The organism is Streptomyces sp. NPDC005794, from assembly GCF_042871445.1.
Classification (GTDB): domain Bacteria; phylum Actinomycetota; class Actinomycetes; order Streptomycetales; family Streptomycetaceae; genus Streptomyces.
In genome coordinates this window covers 36,183-61,329 of sequence record NZ_JBIAIN010000026.1, presented here as the reverse complement: position 1 = coordinate 61,329, position 25,147 = coordinate 36,183, and the positions used below count along the sequence as shown (strand labels likewise).

At 69.9% G+C, this 25,147-nt stretch carries 23 protein-coding genes; 4 read left to right on the top strand and 19 right to left on the bottom strand.

Features of this window, described 5'->3' with window-relative positions; all coding sequences use genetic code 11:
• Positions 1-63 precede the first annotated feature (63 nt).
• The gene (locus ACFYQ5_RS31755; protein ID WP_389202571.1) at positions 64-1,041 is read left to right on the top strand and encodes an acyl-ACP desaturase; all 978 of its coding nucleotides are present in this window, start codon (positions 64-66) and stop codon (positions 1,039-1,041) included.
• 296 nt (positions 1,042-1,337) lie between these two features.
• Here the strand turns inward: ACFYQ5_RS31755 and ACFYQ5_RS31750 are convergent, their stop codons facing one another.
• From ACFYQ5_RS31750 to ACFYQ5_RS31740, 3 genes are all read right to left on the bottom strand, one after another.
• On the bottom strand, positions 1,338-1,589 hold the full coding sequence (locus ACFYQ5_RS31750; RefSeq protein WP_389202569.1) for a WhiB family transcriptional regulator: 252 nt from the start codon (positions 1,587-1,589) through the stop codon (positions 1,338-1,340).
• Positions 1,590-1,683: 94 nt separating this feature from the next.
• Positions 1,684-2,475, bottom strand: coding sequence for a VOC family protein (locus ACFYQ5_RS31745; RefSeq protein WP_389202568.1), 792 nt, complete (start codon positions 2,473-2,475; stop codon positions 1,684-1,686).
• Positions 2,476-2,647: 172 nt separating this feature from the next.
• Entirely contained in the window at positions 2,648-3,637 is a 990-nt protein-coding gene (locus ACFYQ5_RS31740; RefSeq protein WP_389202567.1) for a multicopper oxidase domain-containing protein, read from the bottom strand.
• A gap of 230 nt (positions 3,638-3,867) precedes the next feature.
• Between ACFYQ5_RS31740 and ACFYQ5_RS31735 the strand changes: the two genes are divergently transcribed.
• A complete protein-coding gene (locus ACFYQ5_RS31735) occupies positions 3,868-6,366 on the top strand; it encodes a ThuA domain-containing protein (protein ID WP_389202565.1) in 2,499 nt (832 codons plus the stop codon).
• Entirely contained in the window at positions 6,363-8,600 is a 2,238-nt protein-coding gene (locus ACFYQ5_RS31730) for an OmpL47-type beta-barrel domain-containing protein (protein ID WP_389202564.1), read from the top strand. Before ACFYQ5_RS31735 ends, ACFYQ5_RS31730 begins: the two co-directional genes overlap by 4 nt.
• Before the next feature lie 14 nt (positions 8,601-8,614).
• On the opposite strand, the gene ACFYQ5_RS31725 is transcribed toward ACFYQ5_RS31730, so the two are convergent.
• Both ACFYQ5_RS31725 and ligD read right to left on the bottom strand, forming a co-directional pair.
• Positions 8,615-9,694, bottom strand: a complete 1,080-nt coding sequence (locus tag ACFYQ5_RS31725) for an ABC transporter permease (protein WP_389202563.1) — start codon at positions 9,692-9,694, stop codon at positions 8,615-8,617.
• A complete protein-coding gene (gene ligD, locus ACFYQ5_RS31720) occupies positions 9,691-10,701 on the bottom strand; it encodes a non-homologous end-joining DNA ligase (RefSeq protein ID WP_389202651.1) in 1,011 nt (336 codons plus the stop codon). Before ligD ends, ACFYQ5_RS31725 begins: the two co-directional genes overlap by 4 nt.
• 95 nt (positions 10,702-10,796) lie before the next feature.
• On the opposite strand from ligD, the gene ACFYQ5_RS31715 reads away from it, so the two are divergent.
• Positions 10,797-11,858, top strand: a complete 1,062-nt coding sequence (locus ACFYQ5_RS31715; protein WP_389202561.1) for an ATP-dependent DNA ligase — start codon at positions 10,797-10,799, stop codon at positions 11,856-11,858.
• Between the two features lie 4 nt (positions 11,859-11,862).
• On the opposite strand, the gene ACFYQ5_RS31710 is transcribed toward ACFYQ5_RS31715, so the two are convergent.
• From ACFYQ5_RS31710 to ACFYQ5_RS31645, 14 genes are read right to left on the bottom strand one after another with little or no spacing between them, the layout of a single operon-like run.
• Complete coding sequence (locus tag ACFYQ5_RS31710; protein WP_389202559.1) at positions 11,863-13,095, bottom strand: lytic transglycosylase domain-containing protein; 1,233 nt, start codon at positions 13,093-13,095, stop codon at positions 11,863-11,865.
• A gap of 19 nt (positions 13,096-13,114) precedes the next feature.
• Entirely contained in the window at positions 13,115-13,849 is a 735-nt protein-coding gene (locus ACFYQ5_RS31705; protein WP_389202558.1) for a hypothetical protein, read from the bottom strand.
• 38 nt (positions 13,850-13,887) lie between these two features.
• On the bottom strand, positions 13,888-14,418 hold the full coding sequence (locus tag ACFYQ5_RS31700; RefSeq protein ID WP_389202556.1) for a nuclear transport factor 2 family protein: 531 nt from the start codon (positions 14,416-14,418) through the stop codon (positions 13,888-13,890).
• Between the two features lie 13 nt (positions 14,419-14,431).
• The gene (locus ACFYQ5_RS31695) at positions 14,432-15,019 is read right to left on the bottom strand and encodes a hypothetical protein (protein ID WP_389202555.1); all 588 of its coding nucleotides are present in this window, start codon (positions 15,017-15,019) and stop codon (positions 14,432-14,434) included.
• Entirely contained in the window at positions 15,016-15,537 is a 522-nt protein-coding gene (locus tag ACFYQ5_RS31690) for a hypothetical protein (protein WP_389202554.1), read from the bottom strand. The genes ACFYQ5_RS31695 and ACFYQ5_RS31690 overlap by 4 nt, the downstream gene beginning before the upstream one ends.
• Positions 15,534-16,769 (bottom strand): MCE family protein, encoded by a 1,236-nt coding sequence (locus tag ACFYQ5_RS31685; RefSeq protein ID WP_389202552.1) that lies wholly within the window; start codon positions 16,767-16,769, stop codon positions 15,534-15,536. Before ACFYQ5_RS31685 ends, ACFYQ5_RS31690 begins: the two co-directional genes overlap by 4 nt.
• A complete protein-coding gene (locus ACFYQ5_RS31680) occupies positions 16,769-17,923 on the bottom strand; it encodes an MCE family protein (RefSeq protein ID WP_389202550.1) in 1,155 nt (384 codons plus the stop codon). The genes ACFYQ5_RS31685 and ACFYQ5_RS31680 overlap by 1 nt, the downstream gene beginning before the upstream one ends.
• Positions 17,920-19,041, bottom strand: coding sequence for an MCE family protein (locus tag ACFYQ5_RS31675; protein WP_389202549.1), 1,122 nt, complete (start codon positions 19,039-19,041; stop codon positions 17,920-17,922). The genes ACFYQ5_RS31680 and ACFYQ5_RS31675 overlap by 4 nt, the downstream gene beginning before the upstream one ends.
• A gap of 1 nt (position 19,042) precedes the next feature.
• Complete coding sequence (locus ACFYQ5_RS31670) at positions 19,043-20,059, bottom strand: MCE family protein (protein ID WP_389202547.1); 1,017 nt, start codon at positions 20,057-20,059, stop codon at positions 19,043-19,045.
• Positions 20,056-21,087 carry an MCE family protein gene (locus tag ACFYQ5_RS31665; RefSeq protein WP_389202546.1) on the bottom strand — a complete coding sequence of 344 codons (1,032 nt, stop codon included), beginning with the start codon at positions 21,085-21,087 and terminating at the stop codon, positions 20,056-20,058. The genes ACFYQ5_RS31670 and ACFYQ5_RS31665 overlap by 4 nt, the downstream gene beginning before the upstream one ends.
• Positions 21,084-22,397, bottom strand: coding sequence for an MCE family protein (locus tag ACFYQ5_RS31660; RefSeq protein ID WP_389202544.1), 1,314 nt, complete (start codon positions 22,395-22,397; stop codon positions 21,084-21,086). The genes ACFYQ5_RS31665 and ACFYQ5_RS31660 overlap by 4 nt, the downstream gene beginning before the upstream one ends.
• Positions 22,397-23,200, bottom strand: a complete 804-nt coding sequence (locus ACFYQ5_RS31655) for an MlaE family ABC transporter permease (protein WP_389202543.1) — start codon at positions 23,198-23,200, stop codon at positions 22,397-22,399. The genes ACFYQ5_RS31660 and ACFYQ5_RS31655 overlap by 1 nt, the downstream gene beginning before the upstream one ends.
• A gap of 3 nt (positions 23,201-23,203) precedes the next feature.
• The gene (locus tag ACFYQ5_RS31650; RefSeq protein WP_389202541.1) at positions 23,204-24,052 is read right to left on the bottom strand and encodes an MlaE family ABC transporter permease; all 849 of its coding nucleotides are present in this window, start codon (positions 24,050-24,052) and stop codon (positions 23,204-23,206) included.
• Complete coding sequence (locus ACFYQ5_RS31645; protein ID WP_389202540.1) at positions 24,049-25,032, bottom strand: ABC transporter ATP-binding protein; 984 nt, start codon at positions 25,030-25,032, stop codon at positions 24,049-24,051. Before ACFYQ5_RS31645 ends, ACFYQ5_RS31650 begins: the two co-directional genes overlap by 4 nt.
• Positions 25,033-25,147: the final 115 nt, after the last annotated feature.

Here is a 25,147-nt window from a genome sequence, read left to right as displayed (position 1 = left end):
CCTTAACCTACGGTCACGTAACCTACGAAGCCGTAGGTAATTCTCCCGTCCCCAGGAGCCCCCGTGACGATCGCCTCTCCCCACATCGGCAGTTCGAAGGCGTGGACAGACGCCCAGCTGCTGTACGCGCTGGAAGAGGTGGTGGAGAAGGAACTCAACCGCCATCTCAAGGTCGCCAAGGACTGGATGCCCCACGAGTACGTGCCGTTCTCCGACGGCCGTAACTTCCCCGGCCTCTTCGAGGACGGGGAGGCGTGGGAGACCAGCCAGTCCAAGGTCACCGACATCGGCCGCATCGCCCTCGTCGTGAACCTGCTGACCGAGGACAACCTTCCCAGCTACCACCACGAGATCGCCTCCCTCTTCGGGCGCGACGGCGCCTGGGGCACCTGGGTGCACCGCTGGACCGCGGAGGAGGGCCGGCACGGCATCGTGATGCGCGACTACCTGCTCACCTCGCGCGCCGTGGACCCGGACAAGCTGGAGCAGTTCCGCATGGCGCACATGGCGGAGGGCTTCGAGTCCGACAACCGGCATTCCATGCTGCACTCCGTGGCGTACGTCGCCTTCCAGGAGCTCGCGACCCGCGTCTCCCACCGCAACACCGGCCACCAGTCGGGCGACCCCGTCTGCGACCGGATGCTGGCCCGGATCGCGACCGACGAGAACCTGCACATGGTCTTCTACCGCAACCTGCTGGGCGCGGCCTTCGACCTGGCCCCGGACCTCACGATGCAGTCCGTGCGCGACGTCGTCGTCAACTTCCGGATGCCCGGACACGGCATGCCCGGCTTCGAGCGGGCCGCCGCGCAGATGGCGATCGGCGAGATCTACAACATGCGGATCCACCACGACGACGTGATCCAGCCCGTCCTGCGGTACCTGAAGGTCCTCGAGATCGACGGCCTGGGCCCGGAGGGCCTCAAGGCGCAGGACGAGCTCGGGCTGTACATGAACGGCCTGGACAGCGAGGCCTCGAAGTTCGACGAGAAGCTGGCCACCCGCAAGGCGCGCATGGCGGCCCGGGCCGCCCAGGGCTGATCCGCCCGCAGTCCGCCCGGTAAGGCTCGGGATCCGCTCCCCGACCCGCGGAGAGTGGCGGGGGGGGCCGCGGCCGGGGGGCGCCCCCCCCCCCCCCCCCCCCCCCCCCCCCCCCCCGCCCCCCCCCCCCCCCCCCCGCCCGCGGCCCCCCCCCCCCCCCCCGGGCCCCCGCCCCCCCCCCCCCCCCCCCCCCCCCCGCCACTCTGCGTCCGAGGCACGGCATCCGCGACATCCGCGACGCCGCGACGGCAGCGGCGGACACGGCTGCCGAGGGCGGCGACGAGAAGGACGGCTGGTCAGCGGCGGCCGTGCCGCCCTCTGCGTAGCCGTTCGCGCTCCTTCTCGGAGAGCCCGCCCCAGACACCGAAGCGCTCGTCGTTGGCGAGTGCGAACTCCAGGCAGGCCACCCGGCCCTCGCAGGCGTTGCACAGCTGCTTGGCCTCCCGGGTGGAACTGCCCGGCGCCGGGAAGAAGAACTCGGGCCCGGCCTGCGCACACAACGCGGTCTCCTGCCAGGCGAGCTCGTCGGTCATGGTGTTGATCGGCATGGGTCACACGGTGCCCTGTCCCGATAAACAAGTGATCAACGATGATTCAACGTCCGGGCCGGTGGGTCCTGCCGGCCCGGACGCGCGACTCGCCCTACTCCATCGGAGCCGGCTTGATCACCGCGAACGCCGCTCCGGCGGGATCCGCGAACGTGGCGATCCGGCCGACCTCCGGCACGTCCGTGGCGGCCATGGTCACCCTGCCTCCCAGCCGTTCCACACCGGCGACCGTCGCGTCGGTGTCGTCCACGGCGAAGTACGGAAGCCAGTGCGGCCCGGCTTCGGCCTGGCTCGGCACCTCGTCCAGGGGCACGATCCCGCCGAAGGAGGAGTCGGCGTCGTCGCTCCCGCCGGGGCGGATCATCGTGTAGGAACCACCGGGATACAGCATGTCATCGGTCCGCCATCCGAAGACGGTGTGGAAGAACGCGGCCGCCGCCGGGACGTCCGGGGTGTACAGCTCGGCCCAGATCAGCGCGCCCGGTTCCATGATCATACCGAGGCCCGTGTTCGTCCCGGGCTGCCAGACGCCGAAGTACGCGCCGGTGCTGTCCGTGAAACCGCCCATGCGCCCGTAGTCGAGGACGTCCATCGGAGGGAACGCCGCGGTGCCTCCGGCCTGCTCGACCGTACGTGCGGTGGCGTCGGCGTCGGGGGTCTGGAAGTAGACGGACCAGGCGGGCCGCCCCTGGTCCTCCGGCACCGTCATGACCCCTGCGACGGTCTTGCCCCGCAGCTGGTACATCCCGTAGCCACCGGTCTCGGGACCGCCGGGCACCAGCTCCCAGCCGAGGAGACCGCCGTAGAAGGTGGTGGCCGCCTCGATGTCGGGGGTGCCGAGGTCGATCCAGTTGGGGGCGCCGGTAACGAAAGCCGGGTCGAGCATGGTGTGCTCCTTCAGCGAGTCGCGTCGGCTCGCTCGTCTGGTCGGACACGGAGATGCCGCATGTCTCCGAGTCTGGCACCAGGCACCCACCACCGCAGTCCGCGCCGTGCCGTGACCCGCCCCGCTCGAGGCGGAGCGGCCTCGGCTCACCGACGATCCGGCCGGCGCCGCCTCAGTGTGCGTGCCCCTCCGCCTCGCCTGCCGCGTGGTGCGGCGGGCCGTACCCCGGAACCGTGCCGTCCGCCTTGGCGACGAGCAGCAGACCGGCCATCCCCATGTCGGAGTGGCTCTGGACGTGGCAGTGGTACATCCAGGCGCCGGCTCCCACGTGTTCGCCCGCGATGATCTGGAAGCCGAAGGAGTCGGCGGGGCCGCAGATCTTCGTGTCGACCACGCGGCTCGGGTCGTCGGGCCCGGTGAGCAGCCCCGTCCTGTTGTCCGCCCAGCGGTGCCCGTGGATGTGGAACGTGTGGTAGTACTCACCGTGCGTGATCATGACGACCTCGACCCGGTCGCCCACCGTGGCCTCGAAGTTCGGGCTCTCGTCGGCCGCCTTGTTGTTGATCGTCATGTCGTTGAAGACGATGGTGATCGTCCGGTCCGGCAGCACGTCCCCCTTGCGCCGGACGACGAGCGGCCCGTAGAGGCCCTTGCGGATGCCCCCCGTGCCGTGGTCCGTGCCCACGACGTGGTCGTGGTAGTGCCAGTAGCCGGCGCTGCCCGCCTGCCAGGTGCCGTCCTTGCGACGGCCCGGGACATGGGTCCGCCAGGTGTACGTGCGGGTTCCGCCGGGTTCGACATGGCTGCGGTTCATACGGGTTCCGTCACTCGCGATGTCGTAGTCGACACCGTGGACATGGAGGCTGGCGTCGACGTCCGTGGTGTTCTCGAATTCGATGTGCAGCGTGTCGCCCTCGGTGATCTCGATGAGCGGCCCGGGGATCGACGCCTTGCCCTTCTCGAAGCCGTAACCGAACTCACCGTCCGCCAGCTTCTCCGCGTACAGCTTCAGATGACGCACGGCTCCGCCCGCGGGGGCCGTCTTCGCCGGGTTCTCCGCGGAGGTGGCCTGCACCGCGCCGAGTGACATCGATGTCACTCCGGTGGCCGCCGCAACCCCGCCGCCCACCAGCATCCTGCGGTTGAAGGTCCTTCGGTCCATGTCGAACTCCCCACTGCGAGAGGGGAACTGACGCGCTGCTCCCCTGGACGGCCCACACGGTAGACGGGGGCCGAGAGTTTATCCACACTCAGGACAAAGTTCGTTCGATTGCTGCCATACCTATTGGCGAGTCGCGAAAAGAGGTCTAGCTTCATGCGCTGTCGCAGTGAACACAGCGGTGCGGTGACGAGAAGTGACCGGAGAAGTGACCAAAAAGGGTGGGTGACCACATGCAGCGCACACCACATCACAGGTCCAGATCACGCCGCGGTCTCGCGGCGGCCGTGGCGGCGGGCGCCCTGACCGCGTCCCTGCTCGGCGGCAACGCGGCCACCGCCAGCCCCTATCCGGATCCGGGGCTGAAGGAGCGGATGGCGACAACGTTGTCCCTGCCCACGCCCCCAGGCGGGGCCGATGTCAGGGTGCTGGTGTTCCACGCCTCGGCCGGCGAGGAGCCGCCGACCGTGGACGCGGGCATCGCGGCCATCGAGAAGATCGGCCTCAGTGGCCCTGAGGCCGGGCGCTTCAGGACCGTCGCCACCGACGACGCCGCGGTCTTCACCAACGGCAAGCAGCTCGGTAAGTACAACGCGGTCGTTTTCCTGACCGGCGGCGGCGATGTGCTCGACCCGGAGCAGGAAGCAGGTCTGGAGGCGTACATGGAGGCCGGCGGCGGCTTCCTCGGCGTCCACGACGCGGCGCGCGCCGAACCGTACTCCGACTGGTTCACCGGTCTCGTCGGCGCCCGTCCGGCTGCGGACAGCCCCACGGGCGTCCAGCGCGCCACCGTGGAGATCGGCGACCGGCAGCACCCCGCGACGAAGAACCTCCCGCTGGAGTGGAAGCGCCCGGACAAGTGGCTGAACTGGAAGGACAACCCGTCGGGCGAGGTGCACACCGTGGCCCGCGTCCGGGAGCTCACCTACACGCCGGGCAAGAGTGCCAACGGCTGGGACCATCCGGTCTCCTGGTGCCGTGACTACGACGGCGGCCGGTCCTTCTACACCGCCATGGGCGGTACGGCCGCCAGCTACGCCGAGACCGACTTCCGCGACCATCTGCGCGGTGCGCTGGCCTGGACGAGCCGTCTCTCGCAGGCCGACTGCGAGGCCACCATCGACTCCGCCTACACGGCCGAGCGGCTCACCCAGCCCAATCAGCCCGGGCAGAACGACCAGATCGGCGAGCCGCACGGCCTGGTGACCGCGAAGGACGGGCGGGTCTTCTACATCGGACGCGGCGGCGCGGACAGCAGCGTGCCGGTCGTCACCGACTGGAACGACCCGAACGTCGGCAAGGGCGAGGGCGAAGTCCATGTATACGACCCCGCGACCAAGAAGGTCACCCTCGCCGGCAAGCTGAGCGTCTTCGGCAACAAAGGCGGCGGCGACGAGCTGAACAAGGTGGAGGAGGGCCTGCTCGGGATCGAGCTGGACCCCGGCTTCGCCGCCAACGGCTGGGTGTATCTGCACTACACCCCGCACGCGAAGATCGACCGCGACAAGCGGATGGCGGTGCGCCAGGTCTCGCGCTTCACCTTCGACCGGACCACGAACAAGCTGGACCTGGCGTCCGAGAAGGTGCTGCTGGACTGGCCGGTCCAGATCCACAGCTGCTGCCACGCGGGCGGCGGCATGGCCTGGGACTCGAAGGGCAACCTCTACATCGCCACGGGTGACAACAACTCCTCGGGCTTCAGCGACGGTTACTCGGGCAACAACCCCCAGCCGAACTACAAGGGCGTCTCGTTCGCCGACGCCCGCCGCACCGCGGGCAACACCAACAACCTCAACGGCAAGATCCTGCGGATCCACCCCGAGGACGACGGCACCTACACCCTGCCCGCGAACAATCTCTTCACCGGCGAGGAGCCGGACGAGGGCGGCGGCAAGACCCGCGGCGAGATCTATGTGATGGGCGTACGCAACCCGGCACGCATCTCCGTCGACACGTCGACCGACACCCTGTACGCGGGCTGGGTCGGCCCCGACGCCGGTGCCCCCAGCACCACCTGGGGTCCCGCCAAGTACGACACGTTCGCGGCGATCACCCAGGCCGGCAACCACGGCTGGCCGTACTGCATGGGCAACAAGCAGCCCTACCGGGACCGCAACCTTCCCGATCCCACCAAGCCGCTGGACTGGTACGACTGCGACGCGCCGAAGAACGAGTCGCCGAACAACGACGGCCTGGTCAAGCTGCCGCCGGTGACCGGCAACACCATCTGGTACTCGCCCCAAGGGGGCGGCGTGGACTACCCGCGCAACGCCGAGGGCGTCCCCAGCTACAAGGTGGAGGACCAGAAGCAGCTCCTGCCCTGGCTCAAGGGCGGCGGCCAGGCGACCATGAACGGCCCGGTCTACCGCTACGACGCGTCGAGCACGAGCGAGGCCAAGTGGCCTGCGTACTGGGACGGGAAGTGGTTCGTCGGTGACTTCTACGACGGCACCCAGCCGCGTCACGCCGTGCTGACCGACCCGAAGACGGTCGGCAAGGGCGGACTGCCCACCCATGCCGAGTCCCTGAAGAAGATCATTCCGGGCGGTGCGGACGGCATCCGCAACCTCATGGACTGGAAGTTCGCCCCGGACGGTTCGCTCTACGTCCTGGACTACGGGCGCGGCTTCTTCACCTCCGACTCCAAGTCCGCGCTGTGGCGCGTGACGTACAAGGGCGGCGGTCCGACCCCGGCCGCCACGGACCTGGCAAGGAAGGCGGCAGCGCAGTGAGACACCCTTCGCTCCTCGCGCGACAGCGGTACGGACCGGCACGGGTGTGGCTCGCCCTGCTCGGCTCGTTCCTGATGGTCCTGGGACTGACGTCGACGGCCGCGTACGGACGGGAGGACGACCGTCCGGCGACCGCCGCCGACCAGGTCCTCACCTGGACCGCGGGCGACCCCATCGACCGCTACCTGTCGGCGCCCACGACCGCGGTGGCCGGCCCGGCGACGATCGTCTTCGAGAACAGCGCGGCCACCGGCAACACCACGGGCATGCCGCACACACTGACCTTCAGCGTCTCGAACATGGAGTTCAACAACGACGTCCCGCTGAACATCCTGGCCAACCCCAGTGACAGCGAGGGCGGCAAGCACAGCGTCGAGGTCACCCTCACTCCCGGCCGGTACTTCTACCACTGCACCATTCCCGGCCACGCGTCCATGCAGGGCATCCTCACCGTGACCGAGGACGGCGGCGGCGAGGACACCACCGCCCCCGAGACCTCGGCGACGGTGGAGGGCGACAAGAACAACGACGGCGCGTACATCGGTCAGGCCACCGTCACCCTGGCGGCGACCGACGCGGATTCGGGCGTGGACACCGTCGAGTACGCGGTCGGGGCCGACGGCGCCTGGCAGCCGTACACCACGCCCGTCGTGGTGAACGAGGTGGGCACGCACACCGTCCGCTACCGCGCGACGGACAAGTCGCGCAACGTCTCGGCGGAGAAGTCCGTCGACTTCGCGGTCGCGGCACCGCCCACGGACGACGAGACCCCACCGGAGACCTCGGCGACCGTCTCGGGCGAGAAGGACGAGGCCGGCGCCTACCTCAGCATGGCCACGGTCACCGTGACCGCGTCCGACACCGGGTCCGGGGTCAACACCATCGAGTACGCGATCGGGGCGGACGGCGCCTGGCAGGCGTACACCGCTCCCGTGATGGTGCACGAGGTGGGCACCCACAGCGTGCGCTACCGGGCCACCGACAGGTCCGGCAACGCCGCGGCGGAGAAGTCCGTCGACTTCACCGTCGTCGAACCGCCGTCTCAGGACAAGACCCCGCCGGAGACCTCCGTGGTGGTGACGGGCGACAAGAATTCGGACGGCGCGTTCATCACGAGCGCCAAGGCCACGGTCACCGCGACCGACGCCGACTCAGGCGTGGACAAGGTCGAGTACTCCCTCGACGGCGGCCCGTACCTCGCGTACACCACGCCCGTGATCGTCGACCGCGTGGGCCACCACACCGTCGCCCACCGGGCGACGGACAAGGCCGGCAACACCTCCGAGGCGAAGCAGAGCTCGTTCACCGTCGCGCAGAGCGGCGGCGTCCCGGCGCCGAACTGCCCCGAGTTCGACGAACGGCTCACCGTCATCGTCGGCACGGTGGACTCCGGTGTCCCCAACAGGCTCACCGGTAACCGCTGCACGATCAACGAGCTCATCGAGGACGAGAAGGACTGGTCCTCGCACGCGCTGTTCCTCAAGCACGTCGACAAGGTCCTGGACAAGCTGCTCACCGACGGGGTCGTCGACGCCCGTGAGCACAAGAAGATCTACCGGGCGGCCAAGCAGTCCGGCATCGGCAAGCCTGGCCAGGACGAGGGCTACCGCAAGCTCTTCGACGGCACCGCCGAGTCCCTCGCCAGGTGGCGGCACGTCGGCGGCGGACAGTTCGGGCTGAACGAGGAGGAGGGCTCGATCACCAGCTCCACCACGGTGGACGGCATGGGGATGCTGTGGTTCCCGGCCCGGCAGTACGAGGACTTCTCGCTGAAGCTCCAGTGGCGGGACGACGCCCCGGCAGCGGGTAACGCCAACGGCGGAGTGTTCGTCCGCTTCCCGGACGTCGACGACCACCCGGAGGAGTCCCGTCCGGAGTGGGTCGCCATCAAGTACGGTCATGAGATCCAGGTCAACGACCGGCCGGACGGCGACATGTACAAGACCGGCTCCGTCTACGGGTTCGACCGGGTCGGTCTCGGCGGCGCCGGGGTCACGCCCAAGGGCACCTGGAACGACTACGAGATCCGGGTGGTGGACCAGCACTACGAGATCTACCGCAACGGTGTCCTGCTGAACGAGTTCGACAACAACGGCGGACAGCTCTTCGAGCCGCCGCGCGGTGACGACCCGGGCACCGACGGCCGGCGGTACGCCTCCGGCTACATCGGGCTCCAGGTCCACAGCACCACGGACGTGATCTCGTACCGCGACATCCGCATCCAGGAGTTGTAGGGACGAGCGCACACTCAGGCGGCCGTGGCCGCGTGCTCCGGCACGCGGGCACGGCCGCCCGGGTGCCGGTGGCGCCACACCCAGAAGACCGTGCAGGAGACCAGCGACCAGGCCGCCAGCACCAGGAACGGGAAGGCGTACTGGTGGCCTTGGTAGTAGACCGCCGTGTGCTGGGCGTTGACCGAGGCGCCCGGCGGCAGCCAGCGCCCGATCTCTCCGAGCGCCGAGGGCAGCAGAGGCCAGGACACCGCTCCCCCGGACGACGGATTGCCCAGCAGCACCATGAGTCCCCAGGTGGGGAGCATCGCCCAGCGCCCCATGATGGTGTTGAACAGGGTGAAGACCATGCCCGAGGTGAACATCGTGAGCGACAGGATCAGCCAGGACTCGACGAACGGCAGATTCAGCGCGCCCAGCAGCCAGTCCACCACCGCGGCGATCGCGAAGCCGCCGAGCAGGGCGTAGGCTGCGGTGAAACCGATGCGCTCGAGCGGATTGAGTGCCCGGGCGTGCACGCTGAGCTGGATGGCCCCGACGAAGCCGATGATGACGGCGGCCAGCGAGATGTAGAAGAGTGCCAGCCCGCGCGGGTCCCCCTTCTGGAGCGGCTTGACGTCCGTGACCGTCACGGGGACTCCGGTGGTCTTCGCGACCTTCGCGCCGGTCTCGGCGAGCAGTTGGGCGACCGTGGCCCCGGCGGCCCCCGCGATGTCCATGGCCACCCCACGCTCACCCGGCCGCAGCGTCACGAAGACCTTCTGCTCCTCCATGGCCTGGCGCGCCTCGGCCCGGGTGGCGTACGGACGCAGGTGGAGGGAGGCGTCGAGGGCCTTCTCCATCCCCGCGATGAACTCCTTCCCGCCCCGTGCCGCGACATCGCCGACCACAGCGGCCGGGATCCGGCGCGGCGTCGGATCGGCCATCGTGTAGGTGTAGGAGCCGGCGAAGAGCCCGGCCGCAGCGGCGAGGATGAAGAGCAGTACGAACGCGGGAACGTAGGGCGACTGTTTGTACGACGTCCATTTCTCGGCCCGGGTCGGGGGCCTGCCGTGCGCGCCGTGTGCGGGGCGCTCCGTCCCGTCGTCCGCACTCACGCGTCGTCACCGGTGTCGTGCCGGGCGCGGCTGGGCTGCACCCGTTTCGGCTCACCCGGCATCTTCGGGTACTCCGGCGGATAGGGCAGGTCGCCGAGCCTGTGCTCGTGTTCGTCACGCCTCGCCAGCTCCAGCACCTGGTCGAGGCGGAAGGCGTGGTCGTCCATGTCGGCGTGCAGGTCGCCCACCTCGGCATAGCGCACGGGCATCGTCCGGAGGTCGAAGTCGCGCGGCTCGGCGTCGTCGACCTCCTCCCAGCGGAGCGGGGCGGAGACCGGGGCGTGGGGGAAGGGGCGCACGGAGTAGGCGGAGGCGATCGTGCGGTCGCGGGCCGTCTGGTTGTAGTCGACGAAGATCCGCTCGCCTCGTTCCTCCTTCCACCAGGCCGTGGTCACCCGGTCCGGCATCCTGCGCTCCAGTTCGCGCCCCACCGCGATGGCCGCCCGCCTGACCTGGGTGAAGGTCCACTCCGGGACGAGGGGGACGAAGACGTGGATGCCGCGCCCGCCGGATGTCTTGGGCCAGCCGCGCAGCCCCTGCTCGTCCAGGACCGCGCGTAGTTCGTGGGCCGCCCGCACCGCGTCGGCGTAATCGGTGCCGGGCTGCGGGTCGAGGTCGATGCGCAGCTCGTCGGGGTGGTCGGTGTCCGCCCTGCGCACCGGCCAGGGGTGGAAGGTCAGGGTGCCGAGGTTGACCGCCCAGAGGACGGCTCCCAGTTCGGTGGGGCACATCTCGTCGGCGTGCCGGCCGCTGGGGAACTCGATCCGGGCGGTGGGGGTCCAGTCGGGGAGGTTCTTCGGCGCGCGCTTCTGGTAGAAGAAGTCGCCCTCGACCCCGTCGACGAAGCGCTGCAGGGTGGTGGGCCGCTCGCGCAGGGAGCGGAGGATGCCCGGCCCCACGGCCTGGAAGTAGTCGGCCACGTCCTTCTTGGTGTAGCCCTTCTCCGGGAAGTACACCTTGTCCGGGTTGGACAGCCGTACGGCCCGTCCGTCCGCGTCCAGCTCCACCGCTGTTCCTGCTCCCATGTCGGACACCGTAGGCCGGTCCCACATATGCCGCATATCGGAAGACGTGCTCCGTGCGGTGCGTGAGAATCGGGGCCATGGACCTGCCGGTGATGCCTCCTGTGAAACCGATGCTCGCCAAGTCCGTGTCCGCGATTCCCCCCGGCATGCAGTACGAGGCGAAGTGGGACGGATTCCGGGCGATCGTGCACCGGGACGGCGACGAGGTGGTGATCGGCAGCCGGACGGGGAAGCCCCTCACCCGTTACTTCCCCGAGGTGGTCACCGCCGTGCGGGAGAATCTGCCGCCGCGCTGCGTCATCGACGGTGAGATCGTCCTGCCGTACGAGGGACGGCTGGACTTCGACCGGCTGAGCGAGCGCATCCATCCCGCCGACTCCCGGGTGCGGATGCTGGCCGAGCGGACGCCGGCGAGTTTCGTCGCCTTCGACATCCTCGCCCTGGACGACACGTCGTTGCTCGCCACGCCGCAGACCGAACGGCGCACGGTCCTGGAGGAGGCCCTGGCCGACGCCTCGGCACCCGTACATCTCGCCCCGTCCACCACGGACCCGGCCCTCGCGCGGGACTGGTTCGAGCGGTACGAGGGGGCAGGGCTCGACGGGGTGGTCGCCAAACCGCTCGATCTGCCCTACCGGCCGGACGCGCGCGTCATGTACAAGATCAAGCACGAACGGACCGCCGACTGCGTGGTGGCGGGCTACCGCTTCCACAAGAGCGGCCCGGTGGTCGGCTCCCTGCTGCTCGGTCTGTACGACACGGAGGGCGCCCTCCAGCATGTGGGCGTGTGCGCGGCCTTCTCGATGAAACGGCGAACCGAGCTCCTGGAGGAGCTGGACCCGTTGCGCGTCGACCCCGCCGGTCATCCGTGGGCGGCCTGGGCGGACGCGGCGGCGCACGAAGGGTCACGGCTGCCGGGCGCGCCGAGCCGGTGGTCGGGCAAGAAGGACCTGTCCTGGGTGGCGCTCGCGCCGGAACGGGTCTGCGAGGTGGCGTACGACCACATGGAGGGCGACCGTTTCCGCCACACCACCCAGTTCCGGCGGTGGCGGCCGGACCGCACCCCCTCGGGCTGCACCTATGCGCAGTTGGAGGAAGTGGTGCGGTACGACCTGTCCGAGGTGCTCGACGCCCGCTGAGCCGTCAGGCGGTGGGAGTGGCGCAGGGTTCGTCGGACGGTGTGCCGGCGGGGGTCGTCTCCGTGGAGGGCGTGGGGCAGCCCGGGTCCGAGGGGGTCGGGTCCGGGGAAGTGGTCGGGTCCGGCGTCGTGGTGGGGTCGGGCGTCGTGGTCGGGTCCGGTGTCGTCGTCGGATCCGGGGAACCGCTGTCGGTGGGGTCGGGGCCGGGGCCCGGGTCCGTGGGGCTCGGGGATCCGCCGGGGTCGGGGCTGCCGGAGTCCGTGGGGGTGGGCGCGGGGGTGGCGGTGGGTGAGGTGGACGGGCGCGGTGTGCCGCTGGGCTGCGGGCCGACGACGATGCCACCGCCGCCCGTGCCGGGGTCACTCGGGCTTCCAGGGCCTCCGACCGGGGCTTTCGGCGCGTGCGGGCTGCCCGCACCCGGGCTCTTCGGGATCACGCCCTCGCCGTCGGCGACGGGATGGGCACCCTTGCGGTAGAACTCCAGCCAGGACAGGACCGTACGCAGGTAGGTGTCCGAGCGGTTGTAGCTGAGGATCGCCCGGTCGAGGTCGCCCCGCACGGACAGGTCGCGCGTCCCGGCGCAGAGGTAGTGGCCTGCGGCGAGGGCGGCGTCGACGACGTTGTTCGGATCCTTGCGGCCGTCGCCGTTGCCGTCCTTCCCCCAGTGCGCCCACGTGGAGGGGATGAACTGCATCGGGCCGACCGCCCGGTCGTAGCGGGTGTCGCCGTCGTACGCCCCGCCGTCGGTGTCCCGGATATCGGCGAATCCGGCGCCGTTGAGGACGGGGCCCAGGACCGGCGTGAGCGTGGTGCCCGCGGAGTCCACGCGTCCCCCTCTCGCGTGGCCGGACTCCACCTTGCCGATGGCCGCGAGTAACTGCCAGGAGAGACGGCAGTCGGGGTCACTGCGGCCGAGGGCGCTCTGCGCGTCGCGGTAGGCGGTCAGGACGGTGGCGGGGATGCCCGCCTCGGCCCAGGACTGCGCGACGGCCGTGCCGGGCTTCTTCCCGGTGCTCTTCGGCGGCTCCGGTGACTCCAGCGGCGGCAGCTCGGTGTGGTAGCTGTCGTCGTTCGGCACCTCGGTCCAGACGACGTCGTCCGATGCCACGTTCTTCATGTCGTCGGCGGCACCGCCGCCCGCGAGTCCCGGGGCCTGGGACGCGGTGAGCGCCGCCATGGCGGCCACCGCGGTGGCCGTACCGGTGAGTCCGCGGCGCATGGTTCCGTTGAACCTCATGAGTCCTCCCTCTTCCGGGTCATCGCGTGAACGTGTCGATGGCCGCGATCCGCCAGGAGTCACCGCGGCGAACGGCGTCCACGGCGAACATGGCTGCCGCGTACGTCGTCTCCTCCTCCTTGTCGGTGCGGGTGTTGCTCTGGTCGGCGAAGACCAGCAGCCGGGCCCGGTCACCGTCGAGCAGCTCGACACCGCTCTGGGTGACGGTCGTGGTGAGGACGAGCTTCTGCTTCGGCGCCTGAGCGCGTACCTCGGCGAGCATGTCCTCGTGCTGCTGGACCGCCTTGCCCGTCAGATGCTTCCGCGCGGCCAGATCGGACTTCTCGGGCGCGGCGTAGGTGTAGGAGAAGACCGCGCCGACGGCCTCGGTGATCTGTCCCTTGACCTCGCTGGTCCGGCCGATGTCGGTGAGGGCCGTGTTCTGCCGGCTCGGGTCGTCGCGCAGTGCCCCGGCCGAGGTGAACGACCAGGCGGCGAAGGCACCGAGGAGCAGCGTCGCGGCGCAGAGGACGGCGGGCAGCCGGATGCGCGGACGGGGCAGCCGTCCGCGCGGGGGACCGTCCTCCTCGGCGCCGGCCGCGTCCTCCGGTGCCTGCGGGGGCTCCGGCGATTCAGGCGACTCTCGCGTCTCGGGGGATGCGAGCGTCTCGGTCGTCCCAGTCGTCTCGGGGGCCGGTTCAGAGGCGGCGGTCGTCGCGGCGGCGACGGTGGCGAGCCGGCGGCGGCGGTTGACGAGGTGTCGGGTCGTCGGCATGTCGGTGGTCCTCTCGAAGGCGGGGCTGCCGGGCGGGGTCAGCCGGCGGTGTTACCGACGGGCGCCTGGCCGAGGGCGCTGAGCTTCCACCCCTCGGAGGTGCGGGTGAGCTGCCCCAGCATCCGGCTCTCCTTGACCGCGGGTTTGCCCTCGGAGGCGGTGACGGTGACCCGCAGGGCCACCATCACGCCGGCCTTCCCCGCCCGCTCGTCCAGCTCCGTCACCGCGCCGGACAGGATCCTGGCGGTGCTGACCGTCCTGGCCGCCTCGATCTGCTTGACGAACGCGTCCCGGCCGTCGACGAGTTGCTTGTGCAGATCGCCGGTGGTGGAGTCCTCCCAGCTGTCGAGCCCTTCGGCGAGCCGGCCGTGGTCGAGCGTGTTCATGTTCTGCACGGCCTGCTCCCCCGCCGCCAGGGCGTCGTCGCGGGCCTGTGCGTAGGCCGCCGAGTCGTCGTGCGCGGCGTCGTAGCGGGACCAGCCTCCCCAGCCCGCGGCGACGGCGGCCGCGACCGTCAGCGCGACCGCTGCCGCCACCAGCGGATCGGTTGTCATGGGTACCCGTGCCATGTGGTGCTCTCCCCTACCTGGAGGTGATGTCGACGATCCGCCAGTGCCCGCCGCGCAGTTCCGCGGTGACGGACAGCTGGGCCGCCGCCGTGGTGGCGGCCTTCCCCTGTCGCTCGTAGACCTGGTCGAGGAAGACCAGGAGGTGGGCGCTGCTCCCGGTGAGCCGGGTGACTCCGGCACGTACGGCCTGGCTGGTGAGCGTCAGCTTCTGGTCCGCGGCCTGCTTCTCGACCTGGCCGAACAGGGCCGCGTACTGCTGGAGCGCCCGGCCCGCGAGCAGTTCCTTCGCCGATTCCCTGGTGGCGGCGGTGGCCTGCGGGCTGTACGAGAAGACCTTGCCCAGCGCGCTGCTCACATCGCCGGCGACGCGGGTGGTCGCGGCGGAGTCCGTCAGGGCCCGGTTGGAGGTGGCCGGGGTGTCGCGCAGCTGTTGTCCCTGGACGAACAGCGTGCCGCCCATGCCCAGCAGGGCGACGGCCAGCGACGCGGCGACCGCGTGGGTCCACCGTCCGGGGGCGGCGGGCACGTCCGGCACGGGCTCCGCGTCCGGTACGGGACCGAGGTCCGGCGGGATCGTCGCTGTTCCCGTGCTCTGCTTCATGAGCCGCTCCCGACCGGTAGCGCGTCCAGTGCCTTGACCTTCCAGCCGTCCCCGGTCCGGGCGAGTGTCGCCTCGAAGCGTTTGCGCTCCGTACCGCCCTTGCCGGTGCGCGGGGTGACGTGGACGTCGACGGTCGCGATGAGCGCCGCCGTGCCGGCCCGGTCGTCGAGCGCGGTGAGCGCCGCGTCGGTGACCTTGCCGCGTGCGGTGGCGCCGGACTCGGCGAGCTCGCCCGCGTCCTTCTTCCGGGTGCTCTCCAGCCGGTCGTGCAGCGGTCCGGTCGAGGCGGTGAGCCAGGCGGTGAGACCGGACTCCACGCTCGCGGCGTTCTTGCCGTCCATGCTGGTCAGCCGGGTGAGGTGCCGTTTGCCGTCCTCGAGGGCGGCGTCGCGGCTCTTCGCGTACGCCAGCGTGTCGTCACCCCGTGCCTGGGCGTACGACCAGGCGCCGAGCGCGCAGACCAGCAGGGCGGCGAGCAGTGCGGCCGGGCCGAGCGCCGTCCTCGTGCGGTCGCTCATGAGCCGCCTCCCAGGCCGAGCAGCCCGGCCATGCCACCGGCCGGTGGCGCGGAGGTGTCCCCGGTGGTGCCGGTCGCGTCCGGCAGGAGGCCCGAGCCCGGCGTGAACGGTTCCGGCACGGGGCCGCCCTTCGGGGCGTTGGCGCTGCCCCGGACGTTGATGCCGCTGCCGGGCGAGGACGCGCAGCGGGCCTTGGTGTCGGTGGCGGGGGCGGCCGAGACGTCGGTGCCGGGGCGGTAGGTGGTGGAGCCGTATCCGGTGGTGCAGGGCAACGGCTCGAAGAAGGTGACCGACATGCCGAACCTGGCCCCGTCCTGGTCGATGGCGCTCGCGCCGGCCGCCGCGACCGCGGGTACCTTCACCAGCAGTTCCTCCAGTCCGCGCTGTCGTGTGACGGCTACCTCGGAGGTGGTGAGGAGGTTGGCGACGACCACTCCGAAGGCGGGGTCGAGGTCGCGCAGCAGTCCGCTGATCTGTTCGGTGGCGTCGGGCGCCGCGGCGATGAGCCGGCGCAGGTCGGTGTCGGATCCCTTGAGTTCGGCGGCGAGTTCCCCGGCGCCGGAGGCGAAGCCCTTGAGTGCTTCGCCCTGTTCGTTCTGGGTACGCAGCACGGTCTCGCCGTCGGCCATCAGCTTCGTGGTGGTCGGCAGGGCCTCGTCGGCGGCCTCGATGAATTCGCCGCTGGTGTCCAGCAGGACCTGGAGGTCGTCGCCGCGACCGCTGAACGCGGTGCCGAATTCGTCGACGACCGTGCGCAGGGCTTCCGCGTCGACGGAGGCCGTCAGGTCGTTGACGCTGGTGAGGACGTCGGTGACGGGTGCCGGGATGGTGGTGTCGGCCTGGTCGATGACTGAGCCGTTCTCCAGGAAGGGGCCGTCCGCGCGGGTGGGCCGGAGGTCGATGTACTGCTCGCCGACCGCGGAGAGGTTGGCGACGACGGCCCGGAGGCTGTCGGGGATGCGCGGCGCGTCGTCCTCGATGCGCAGTTCGGCCTCGACCCCGTCGTCGGTGAGCTCGATCGGCCCGACCCTGCCTACGGACACGCCTCGGTAGCTGACGTTGGAGTGGGTGAAAAGACCGCCCGTCTGCGGTAGTTGCACCGTGACGGTGTAGTAGTCGCGCAGCCCGACGTAGTGGCCGAGGTCGGCGTACCGCACCCCCAGGAAGCCGAGGACGAGTACGGCGATGACGAGGAAGGCGACGTTCTTCAGCCGGATGGCGAGGGTGATCATCAGCGGGTGCCCTCCGTTTCCGACGTGGTGACCGAGGGGAGCGGCAGGGGAAGTGCCGCGCCCGGCTTCTGCTGGGCTCCGGACGCCGTGGGCGGCGTGGTGGGCGGGGTGAGTGCGGGGATGATCTGGGTGCCGGGCAGGGCCGTCACGTCCAGGTAGACGTTGAGGTAGTCACCCTTCACCCCGCGGAGCACCTCGTCGGTGAACGGGTAGGTGAGCAGCACCTGGAGGGAGTCCGGCAGATCGTTGCCGGAGTCCGCGAGTGCGGCGAGCGTGGGTGCGAGGGCCTTGAGGTCGGCGATCATGTCGGCCTTGCTCTTGTCGATCGTGTCGACGGCGACGGTGGAGAGCGTGTCGAGCGAACGCAGCATGGTGAGCAGCGAGCCGCGCTGCTTCTCCAGGACCTTGAGGCCGGGGCTGAGGCCGGTGAGGACCGTACCGACGTCCTGCTTGCGGGTGGCGAGGGTGGCGGCGAGCCGGTTGACGCCGTCGAGTGCCTGGGTGATGTCCTCCTTGTGGGTGTCCAGGTTCGTGACGAGTGTGTCGACGCGCTTCAGCATCGAGCGGATCTGTGGTTCCTGTCCGGAGAGCGCCTTGTTGAGCTCGGTGGTGATGGTCTTGAGCTGACTGACCCCGCCTCCGTTGAGGAGCATCGACAGGGCGCCGAAGACCTCTTCGACCTCCGGGTTGCGGTTGGTGCGGGCGAGCGGGATCCGGTCACCGTCCGCGAGCGCGCCGTGGGCGGTGCCGGTGCTCGGGGGCGAGAGCTGGACGAACTTCTCGCCGAGGAGGCTGGACTGTTCGAGGTGGGCGTAGGCGTTGCCGGGCAGGTCGACCTTCCCGTTGACGCGCATGGTGACCTTGGCGGTCCAGCTGCCCGGGGTGAGGGTGATCCCGGTGACCCTGCCGACGGCCACGTCGTTGACCTTGACGGACGACTGCGGGGCGAGGCTGAGGACGTCCCCGAACTCGGCGGTGATCTCGTACGGGTGGTCGCCGAGATCCGCTCCGCCGGGCAGCGGTACCTGGTCGATGCCTACGAACGACGGCAGGCCGACGGTCGCGGCGACGAGCGCGAAGCCGACGCCGGCGGCGACCAGGGCGCCGAGGCCCGTGACCGTGCGGGTGCCGGGTCTGCGCAGGGCGGGGCTCATGGGGTCGCCTCCTTCTTCTTCTGCGTCCCGGACTTCTCCGGGGTGCCGTAGACGGTGCCGACGGCGGGCAGCGGCAGCGCGGGAAGTGCCTTCTGCCGGGTCGCGTCCACCGGTGCCAGCCCTTCCAGGCCGGTGGCTTCGGGTTCGGTGAGCGGCCCGCCCATCGACAGTTCGTTGAGGTTGGTGCGGCCGTTGAGGGTGCGGTTCGCCGGGTCGTAGGCGTTCAGTACGTTGCCCGCCGCGAGGGGCAGTGTGTCGAGGGACTCGGCGAGCGAGGCGCGCTGGTCGACCAGGGTCTGGGTGAGCGGCACCAGGAGGTCCACGTTGTCCTTGAGGGCGCCGCGGTTCTTCTGGATGAAGCCCTTGACCTGGCCGAGCGCCTTGCCCAGTTCCTTCAGGGCCGCGCTGAGGTTCTTCTTGTCGTCGGCGAGGAAGCCGGTGACGGAGTTCAGCTGCTGCTCGGCCGCCCGCACGTCGCCGTCGTTGTCCTTCAGCATCGTGGTGAAAGTCTGCAGGTAGGACAGCGTGTCGAAGAGGTTGCCGCTGCTCTTGTCGAGGGTCTTCGTCGCCTTGCCGAACTGTTCGACGGAATCCCCGATGGCCTTTCCGTTGCCGTCGAGGTTCTTCGCCCCGGTCTCGAGGAGTTCCGCGAGCGCCCCGTCCGTGTTGGCTCCGTCCGGGCCGAGGGCCGTGGAGAGCTCGGTGATCGATTCGTACAGCTGGTCGACCTCGATGGGGGTGGCGTTGTCCGCGGCCGGGAGTACGGCGTCCTCCTCGAGCCGTGCTCCCCCGGTGTAGGCCGGGGCGAGCTGTACGTACCGGTCGGCGACCAGGCTGGGGGCGACGACGACGGCGTGTGCCTCCTTGGGGACCTTGACGCCCTTGTCGAGCTCCAGGGTGACCCTGACCTCCTCTCCGCGTGGTTCCACGGACTGGACGGTTCCCACCTTCACGCCGAGGATCCGCAGATCCGATCCGGCGTACACGCCTGTGGCCCGGTCGAAGTAGGCGGTGACGGTGGTCTTCCCCCGGTCCTCCATCGCCATCACCCCCGAGGTGGCGGCGACCGCCACGACGGCGAGTCCGGCGCCGATACCGATGACGCGTGTGCGTCTCATGTCAGCGCCCTCCCTGCTTCGGTGGCATGCAGTCGTCCTTGGGGGGCGTGCCGGCGGGCAGGTAGTTCTTCGGGACGACCCCGCAGACGTAGTTGTCGAACCAGCGGCCGTTGCCGAGGGTGTTGCCGACGAGGCGGTTGTAGGAGCCGGCCAGGGAGAGCACCTTGTCGAGGCTCTTACGGTTCTTCACCAGGACCGCGGTGACCCGTCCGAGCGATTCGAGGGTGGGCCCCAGCTGCTTGTTGTTGTCCGTGACGAGGCCGGTGAGCTGGGTCCCGAGGTTCCGGGTGCCGGTGAGCAGCTGGTGGATGGAGTCGCGGCGCGCCTGGATCTCGCCGAGGAGCAGGTTGCCGTCCTCCAGGAGGGTCTCGAAGCTGCTCTTCTTGCTCGCGAGCGTTCCGGTGAGCTGCTTGCTGCCCTTGAGGAGGGTGGCGAGCTGGGCGTCCCGTTCGGACACCGTCCTGGACAGCGCGGACAGCCCGTTCGCCGCGCTGCGTACGTCGGGCGGCGAGTCCTTGAAGGTCTCGGAGATCGTCTCGAAGCTCCGGGCGAGCTGGGCGGTGTCGATCTCGTCGATCGTCTCGCCGAGTCCGTTGAACGCCTGGGTGACGTCGTACGGGGAGGTGGTGCGGCCCGCGGTGATGCGGGAGTCCGGATCCTGGGGAGCGTTGCCCAGCGGGTCGACGGCGAGGTACTTCTCGCCCAGGAGGGTCTTGATGGCGATGCCGACGGTGGAGGAGTCGCCGATCCAGGCGTCCTTGACCTGGAAGTCCACCTTCACCTTGGCGCCGTCGAGCGACACGGCGGTGACCTCGCCGACCTTGACGCCGGCGATCCGTACCTCGTCCCCCTCGTCGAGGCCGGCCGACTCGGTGAAGTCGGCGCTGTAGGTGGTGCCGCCGCCGATGAAGGGCAGTGCGTCGGCGCGGTAGGCGGCGAGGCCGAGGAGGGCCAGGACGAGGAGTCCGACGATGCTGACGGTGACGGGGTCGCGTTCCCGTACGGGCTTGATTCTCATGCCTGGCACCTCGGTCGGCCGATGGTGATGCCGGTGGGCGGCGCGCTGCCGTCCTCGGTCGTCACACCGCTGACCCTGGCTTCGCAGAGGTAGAGGTTGAGCCATGACCCGTACGAGGTGAGACGGGTGATCGCCTCCATCTTGGCGGGGGTCTTCTGCAGGAAGCTCTCGATCTCGGGGGCGTTCTTGTCCAGCTGACCGGTGAGACGTCCGAGCTGGGCGATGTCGTCCTTGAGCGGCTTGCGCCCGTCCTGGAGGAGGTCCGCGGTGACGGTGGTGAGCGCGCCCATCGCCGTGACCGCCTCGCCGAGCGGTTCGCGGTCGTCGGAGAAGCCCGTGACGAGCTTCTGCAGGGTGACGACCAGGTCGTCGAAGCCCGCCTCCCGGTCGTTGACGGTCTTCAGGACCGTGTTGAGGTTCTTGATCACCTCGCCGATCACCTTGTCCTTGGCCGCGACGGTGCCGGTCAGCGAGCCGACGTGGGAGAGGATGCTGTCGACGGTTCCGCCCTCACCCTGGAGGACCTGGACGATCGATCCGGCGAGCTGGTTGACGTCCGGTGGCGACAGCCCCTCGAAGAGCGGCTGGAAGCCGTTGAAGAGCTGGGTGAGGTCCAGCGCGGGTGTGGTGCGCGCGAGCGGGATGGTCGCTCCCGGCCTGAAGCTCTCGCCGACGGGGCCTGCGCCCTGGTCGAGGTCGATGTAGCGCTGGCCGACCATGTTGAGGTATTTGATCGAGGCGGTCACCGAGGCGGGCAGGTCGCGGCCCTTGCGGACGGCGAAGCCGACCTCGGCCAGCCGTCTGTCGGCGACCTCGATGGACTCGACCTGGCCGACCTTCACGCCGGCGATCCGGACGCTGTCGCCGACGACCAGTCCGGTCGCGTCGGTGAACCTCGCCTTGTACGACGTCGTGTCGCCGACGCCCGTGTCGGCGATGGACAGCCCGAGGACCGTGGTCGCCAGGACGGTCACCACGACGAAGGCGATCGACTTCACGAGGGGGCCCGTGAGGGAGCGGCGCTTCACTTGAGCTTCACCTCCGCACCGCGGAAGGCCGGACCGATGAGCACGCTGCTCCAGTCGGGCAGGGCCTGCGGCTGGACCTTCAGGGAAGAGGCGACCAGCTCGTTGACGAGCCGGCTCTCCTCGGGCGAGTTGGGCATGCCGAGAGCGGTGCCGGCGGCGCCGGGTTCCCCGGCCTTCGCTCCGGGGGCGTCCGTGGCGGGGCCGCTGTCCGTGGCGGCAGCGGTCCGTGCGTCGGCGGTCGGCACCGATCTCCCGGTGTACGGCACCGCGTAGCAGTGCGGGCCGCCGGTCGCGCCGTACGCCGGAGTGTCCTTGCCGGCCACGTACTTCCCCTTCGACTCCACGGGCCTGAGCGTGACGTGGAGGCCGGGCCGATCGGTGCCCTTGCCGAGCGCCTTGTCCATGGCCGGCACGAAGCCCGCCATCGTACGCAGGGTGCAGGGGAAGGCGTCCGAGTACTCCGCGAGGAGCTCCAGCGTCGGCCGGCCCGAGGCCGAGAGCCGGATGAGGTTGTCCTTGTTCTTGCGCAGGAAGGAGGTGACGTCCTGGGCGGAGGCGGTGGTGGAGCCGTACAGATCGGCGAGTTCCGCCTGCTGTTCGGCGAGGGTGCCGCTGGTGGTGGTGAAGTCGGTGAGCGCGTCCAGGACGTCGGGGGCCGCGTCGGCGTAGAGATGACTCACCTTGACGAGTTCCTTGATGTCCGCGTTGAGCGTGGGGAGTTGTGGGTTGAACTCCTTGAGGTGGGCGTCGAGGGTGACCAGGGTGTCGCCGAGCTTGTCGCCGCGCCCTTCGAGCGCCTGGGACACGGCGTTGAGAGTGGCGGCGAGTTTCTCCGGCTTGACCGCGGTCAGCATCGGCAGGACGTTGTCGAGGACCTCCTCCAGCTCGATGGCGTTGCTGGAGCGGTCCTGCGGGATCACGGCACCGGCCTGGAGGGCCCGCGCGGACGGGACGGACGGCGGCACGAGGGCGACGAACCGTTCGCCGAAGAGGGTGGTGGGCAGCATCTGGGCGGAGACGTCGGCGGGTATCTGCCCGAGCCGGTCGGGCTGGATGGCCAGGGTCAGGCGCGCCCCGTCGCCGTCCGCCTCGATGTCGCGCACCTCTCCGATCACGACACCGCGCAGCTTGACCTCGGCGTTGTCGTGCATCTCGTTGCCGACGCTGCCGGTGCGTACGGTCACGGTGGCGTCGTCCGTGAAGTCCTTCTCGTACACGGAGACCGACAGCCATACGAGCACGGCGGGCACGAGCACGAAGGCCGCACCGGCGAGTCTGCGGCGCACCGTCTGCGCTGTGGAGGAATGCATCAGCCGGCCACCTTCACCGTTGTCGTCGCGCCCCAGATGGCGAGCGAGAGGAAGAAGTCGGTGACGCTGATGAGCACGATGGCGTTGCGCACCGAACGGCCCACGGCCACGCCCACGCCGGCCGGGCCGCCGGTGGCGTGGAAGCCGTGGTAGCAGTGGGCGAGGATCACCAGCACACTGAAGATCAGCACCTTGAGCACCGACAGGAGCACGTCGTCCGGGGAGAGGAAGAGATTGAAGTAGTGGTCGTAGGTGCCCGCCGACTGCCCGTTGAACAGGACGGTGATGTAGCGGGACGCCAGGTAGGAGGAGAGCAGCCCGATGGCGTAGAGCGGGATGATGGCGACGACGCCGGCGATGATCCGCGTGGTGACGAGGTAGGGCATGGAGCGCACGCCCATCGCTTCGAGGGCGTCGACCTCCTCGTTGATCCGCATCGCGCCGAGCTGGGCCGTGAAGCCCGCGCCGACGGTCGCGGAGAGGGCGAGCCCGGCGACGAGCGGGGCGATCTCCCGGGTGTTGAAGTACGCGGAGATGAAGCCGGTGAAGGCGGAGGTGCCGATCTGGTCGAGGGCCGCGTATCCCTGGAGGCCGACGACCGAGCCGGTGGCGAGGGTCATCGCGATCATCACGCCGATGGTGCCGCCGATGACCCCGAGGCCGCCGCTGCCGAAGGCGACCTCGGCGAGCAGCCGCTGCACCTCCTTGAGGTAGCGGCGCAGGGTACGGGGAATCCAGATGAGCGCCCGTACGTAGAAGGTGAGTTGCTCACCCGAGCGGTCGAGCCAGCCGAGCACGGACATCGGTCAGCCCCCCTTCGGGGGGACGATCTGGAGGTAGATCGCCGTGAGGATCATGTTCACCGCGAACAGGAGCATGAAGGTGATGACGACGGACTGGTTGACCGCGTCGCCCACTCCCTTGGGCCCGCCTCGCGGGTTGAGCCCCCGGTAGGCGGCGACGATGCCCGCGATGAAGCCGAAGATCAGTGCCTTGAGTTCACCGATGTAGAGGTCGGGAAGCTGGGCGAGGGCGGAGAAGCTGGCGAGGTACGCGCCCGGCGTGCCGTCCTGCAGGATGACGTTGAAGAAGTACCCGCCGAGCGTGCCGACCACGGACACCAGCCCGTTGAGCAGGACGGCGACGAACATGGTGGCCAGTACGCGGGGGACGACGAGGCGCTGGATGGGCGAGACACCCATGACCTCCATGGCGTCGAGCTCCTCACGGATCTTGCGGGATCCGAGGTCGGCGCAGATGGCGGACCCGGCGGCCCCGGCGATCAGCAGCGCCACGATGAGCGGGCTGGCCTGCTGGATGACCGCGAGGACGCTGGCGCCGCCGGTGAAGGACTGGGCGCCGAGCTGTTCGGTGAGGGAGCCGACCTGGAGGGCGATGACCGCGCCGAACGGGATGGAGACGAGGGCGGCGGGCAGGATGGTGACGCCGGCGACGAACCAGAACTGCTCGATGAACTCCCGTACCTGGAACGGCCGGCGGAAGACGGCCCGGCCGACGGCCAGAGCGAGGGCGAACAGCTGGCCGGTCTGGCGCAGCGGGGCGAGGAGCCGCGAGGGCGGTCTCTGCCTCGGTGTCGTTCCCCGCGTCTCATCGGTGGCCGGCTCGGGCGGGCGTACGGGCGGTGGTGCCGTCATCGGCGCCCACCGTCCAAGGCCGGCGTGTAACTGTTCAGGATCGCCGTACGCGCGGCCTCCGGCAGCTGGCCCATCATGGAGATGACCCGCTCCCGGCGGCGCAGGGCCGCCTGCCGTACGGGCAGTCCGGGTGAGGGCTCCAGCTGCGGTACGACGGTGCGGGGCCCGGTGGAGTAGGTGGGGCCGTTGGTCTGCTCCGCGGCGAGGGTGGCCGCGTCCTTCTCCTCGGACATGCCGATGGGGCCTTCCCGGCGTCCGGCGAGGAACTGCGAGACGACGGGCATGTCACTGGTGAGCAGCACCTCGCGCGGTCCGAAGGTGACGAGGTTGCGGCAGAACAGCATCCCCATGTTGTCGGGGACGGTGGCCGCGATGTCGAGGTTGTGGGTGACGATGAGCATCGTCGCGTCGATCTGCGCGTTGAGATCGATGAGGAGCTGCGAGAGGTAGGCGGTGCGCACCGGGTCGAGCCCGGAGTCCGGCTCGTCGCAGAGGATGATCTGCGGGTCCAGGACGAGGGCACGCGCCAGGCCGGCGCGCTTGCGCATACCGCCGGATATCTCGCCGGGCAGCTTCCCCTCCGCGCCGAGCAGACCGACGATGTCGATCCGTTCCATGACGATGCGGCGGATCTCGGACTCCTTCTTGCGGGTGTGTTCACGCAAGGGAAAGGCGATGTTGTCGAAGAGCGACATCGAGCCGAAGAGGGCGCCGTCCTGGAACATGAGCCCGAACAGCTTGCGGGTCTCCATGACTTCACGCTCGGGGCTGTTCACCATGTCGACGCCGTTGATGAGAACACGGCCCTTTTCCGGTTTCAGCAGTCCGATGATGGATTTCAGGAACACGGTCTTCCCGGTACCGGAAGGACCGAGCATGACACTCACCTCACCGGCCGGCAGCGTGAGACCGACGTCCTGCCAGATGTTCTGCTTACCGAAGGACTTCGTCAGGCCTTCGACGACTACTTCGATACCCATCGACCCTCCCTCGAAGTGGTGGTGAACGACGTCATCTGTCAGCGCTCCGGCTCCGGTAAATGCAATGGCGGCTCGTCACACATGCACCAGGAGGCGCACGTTATGTCCGTCGAAA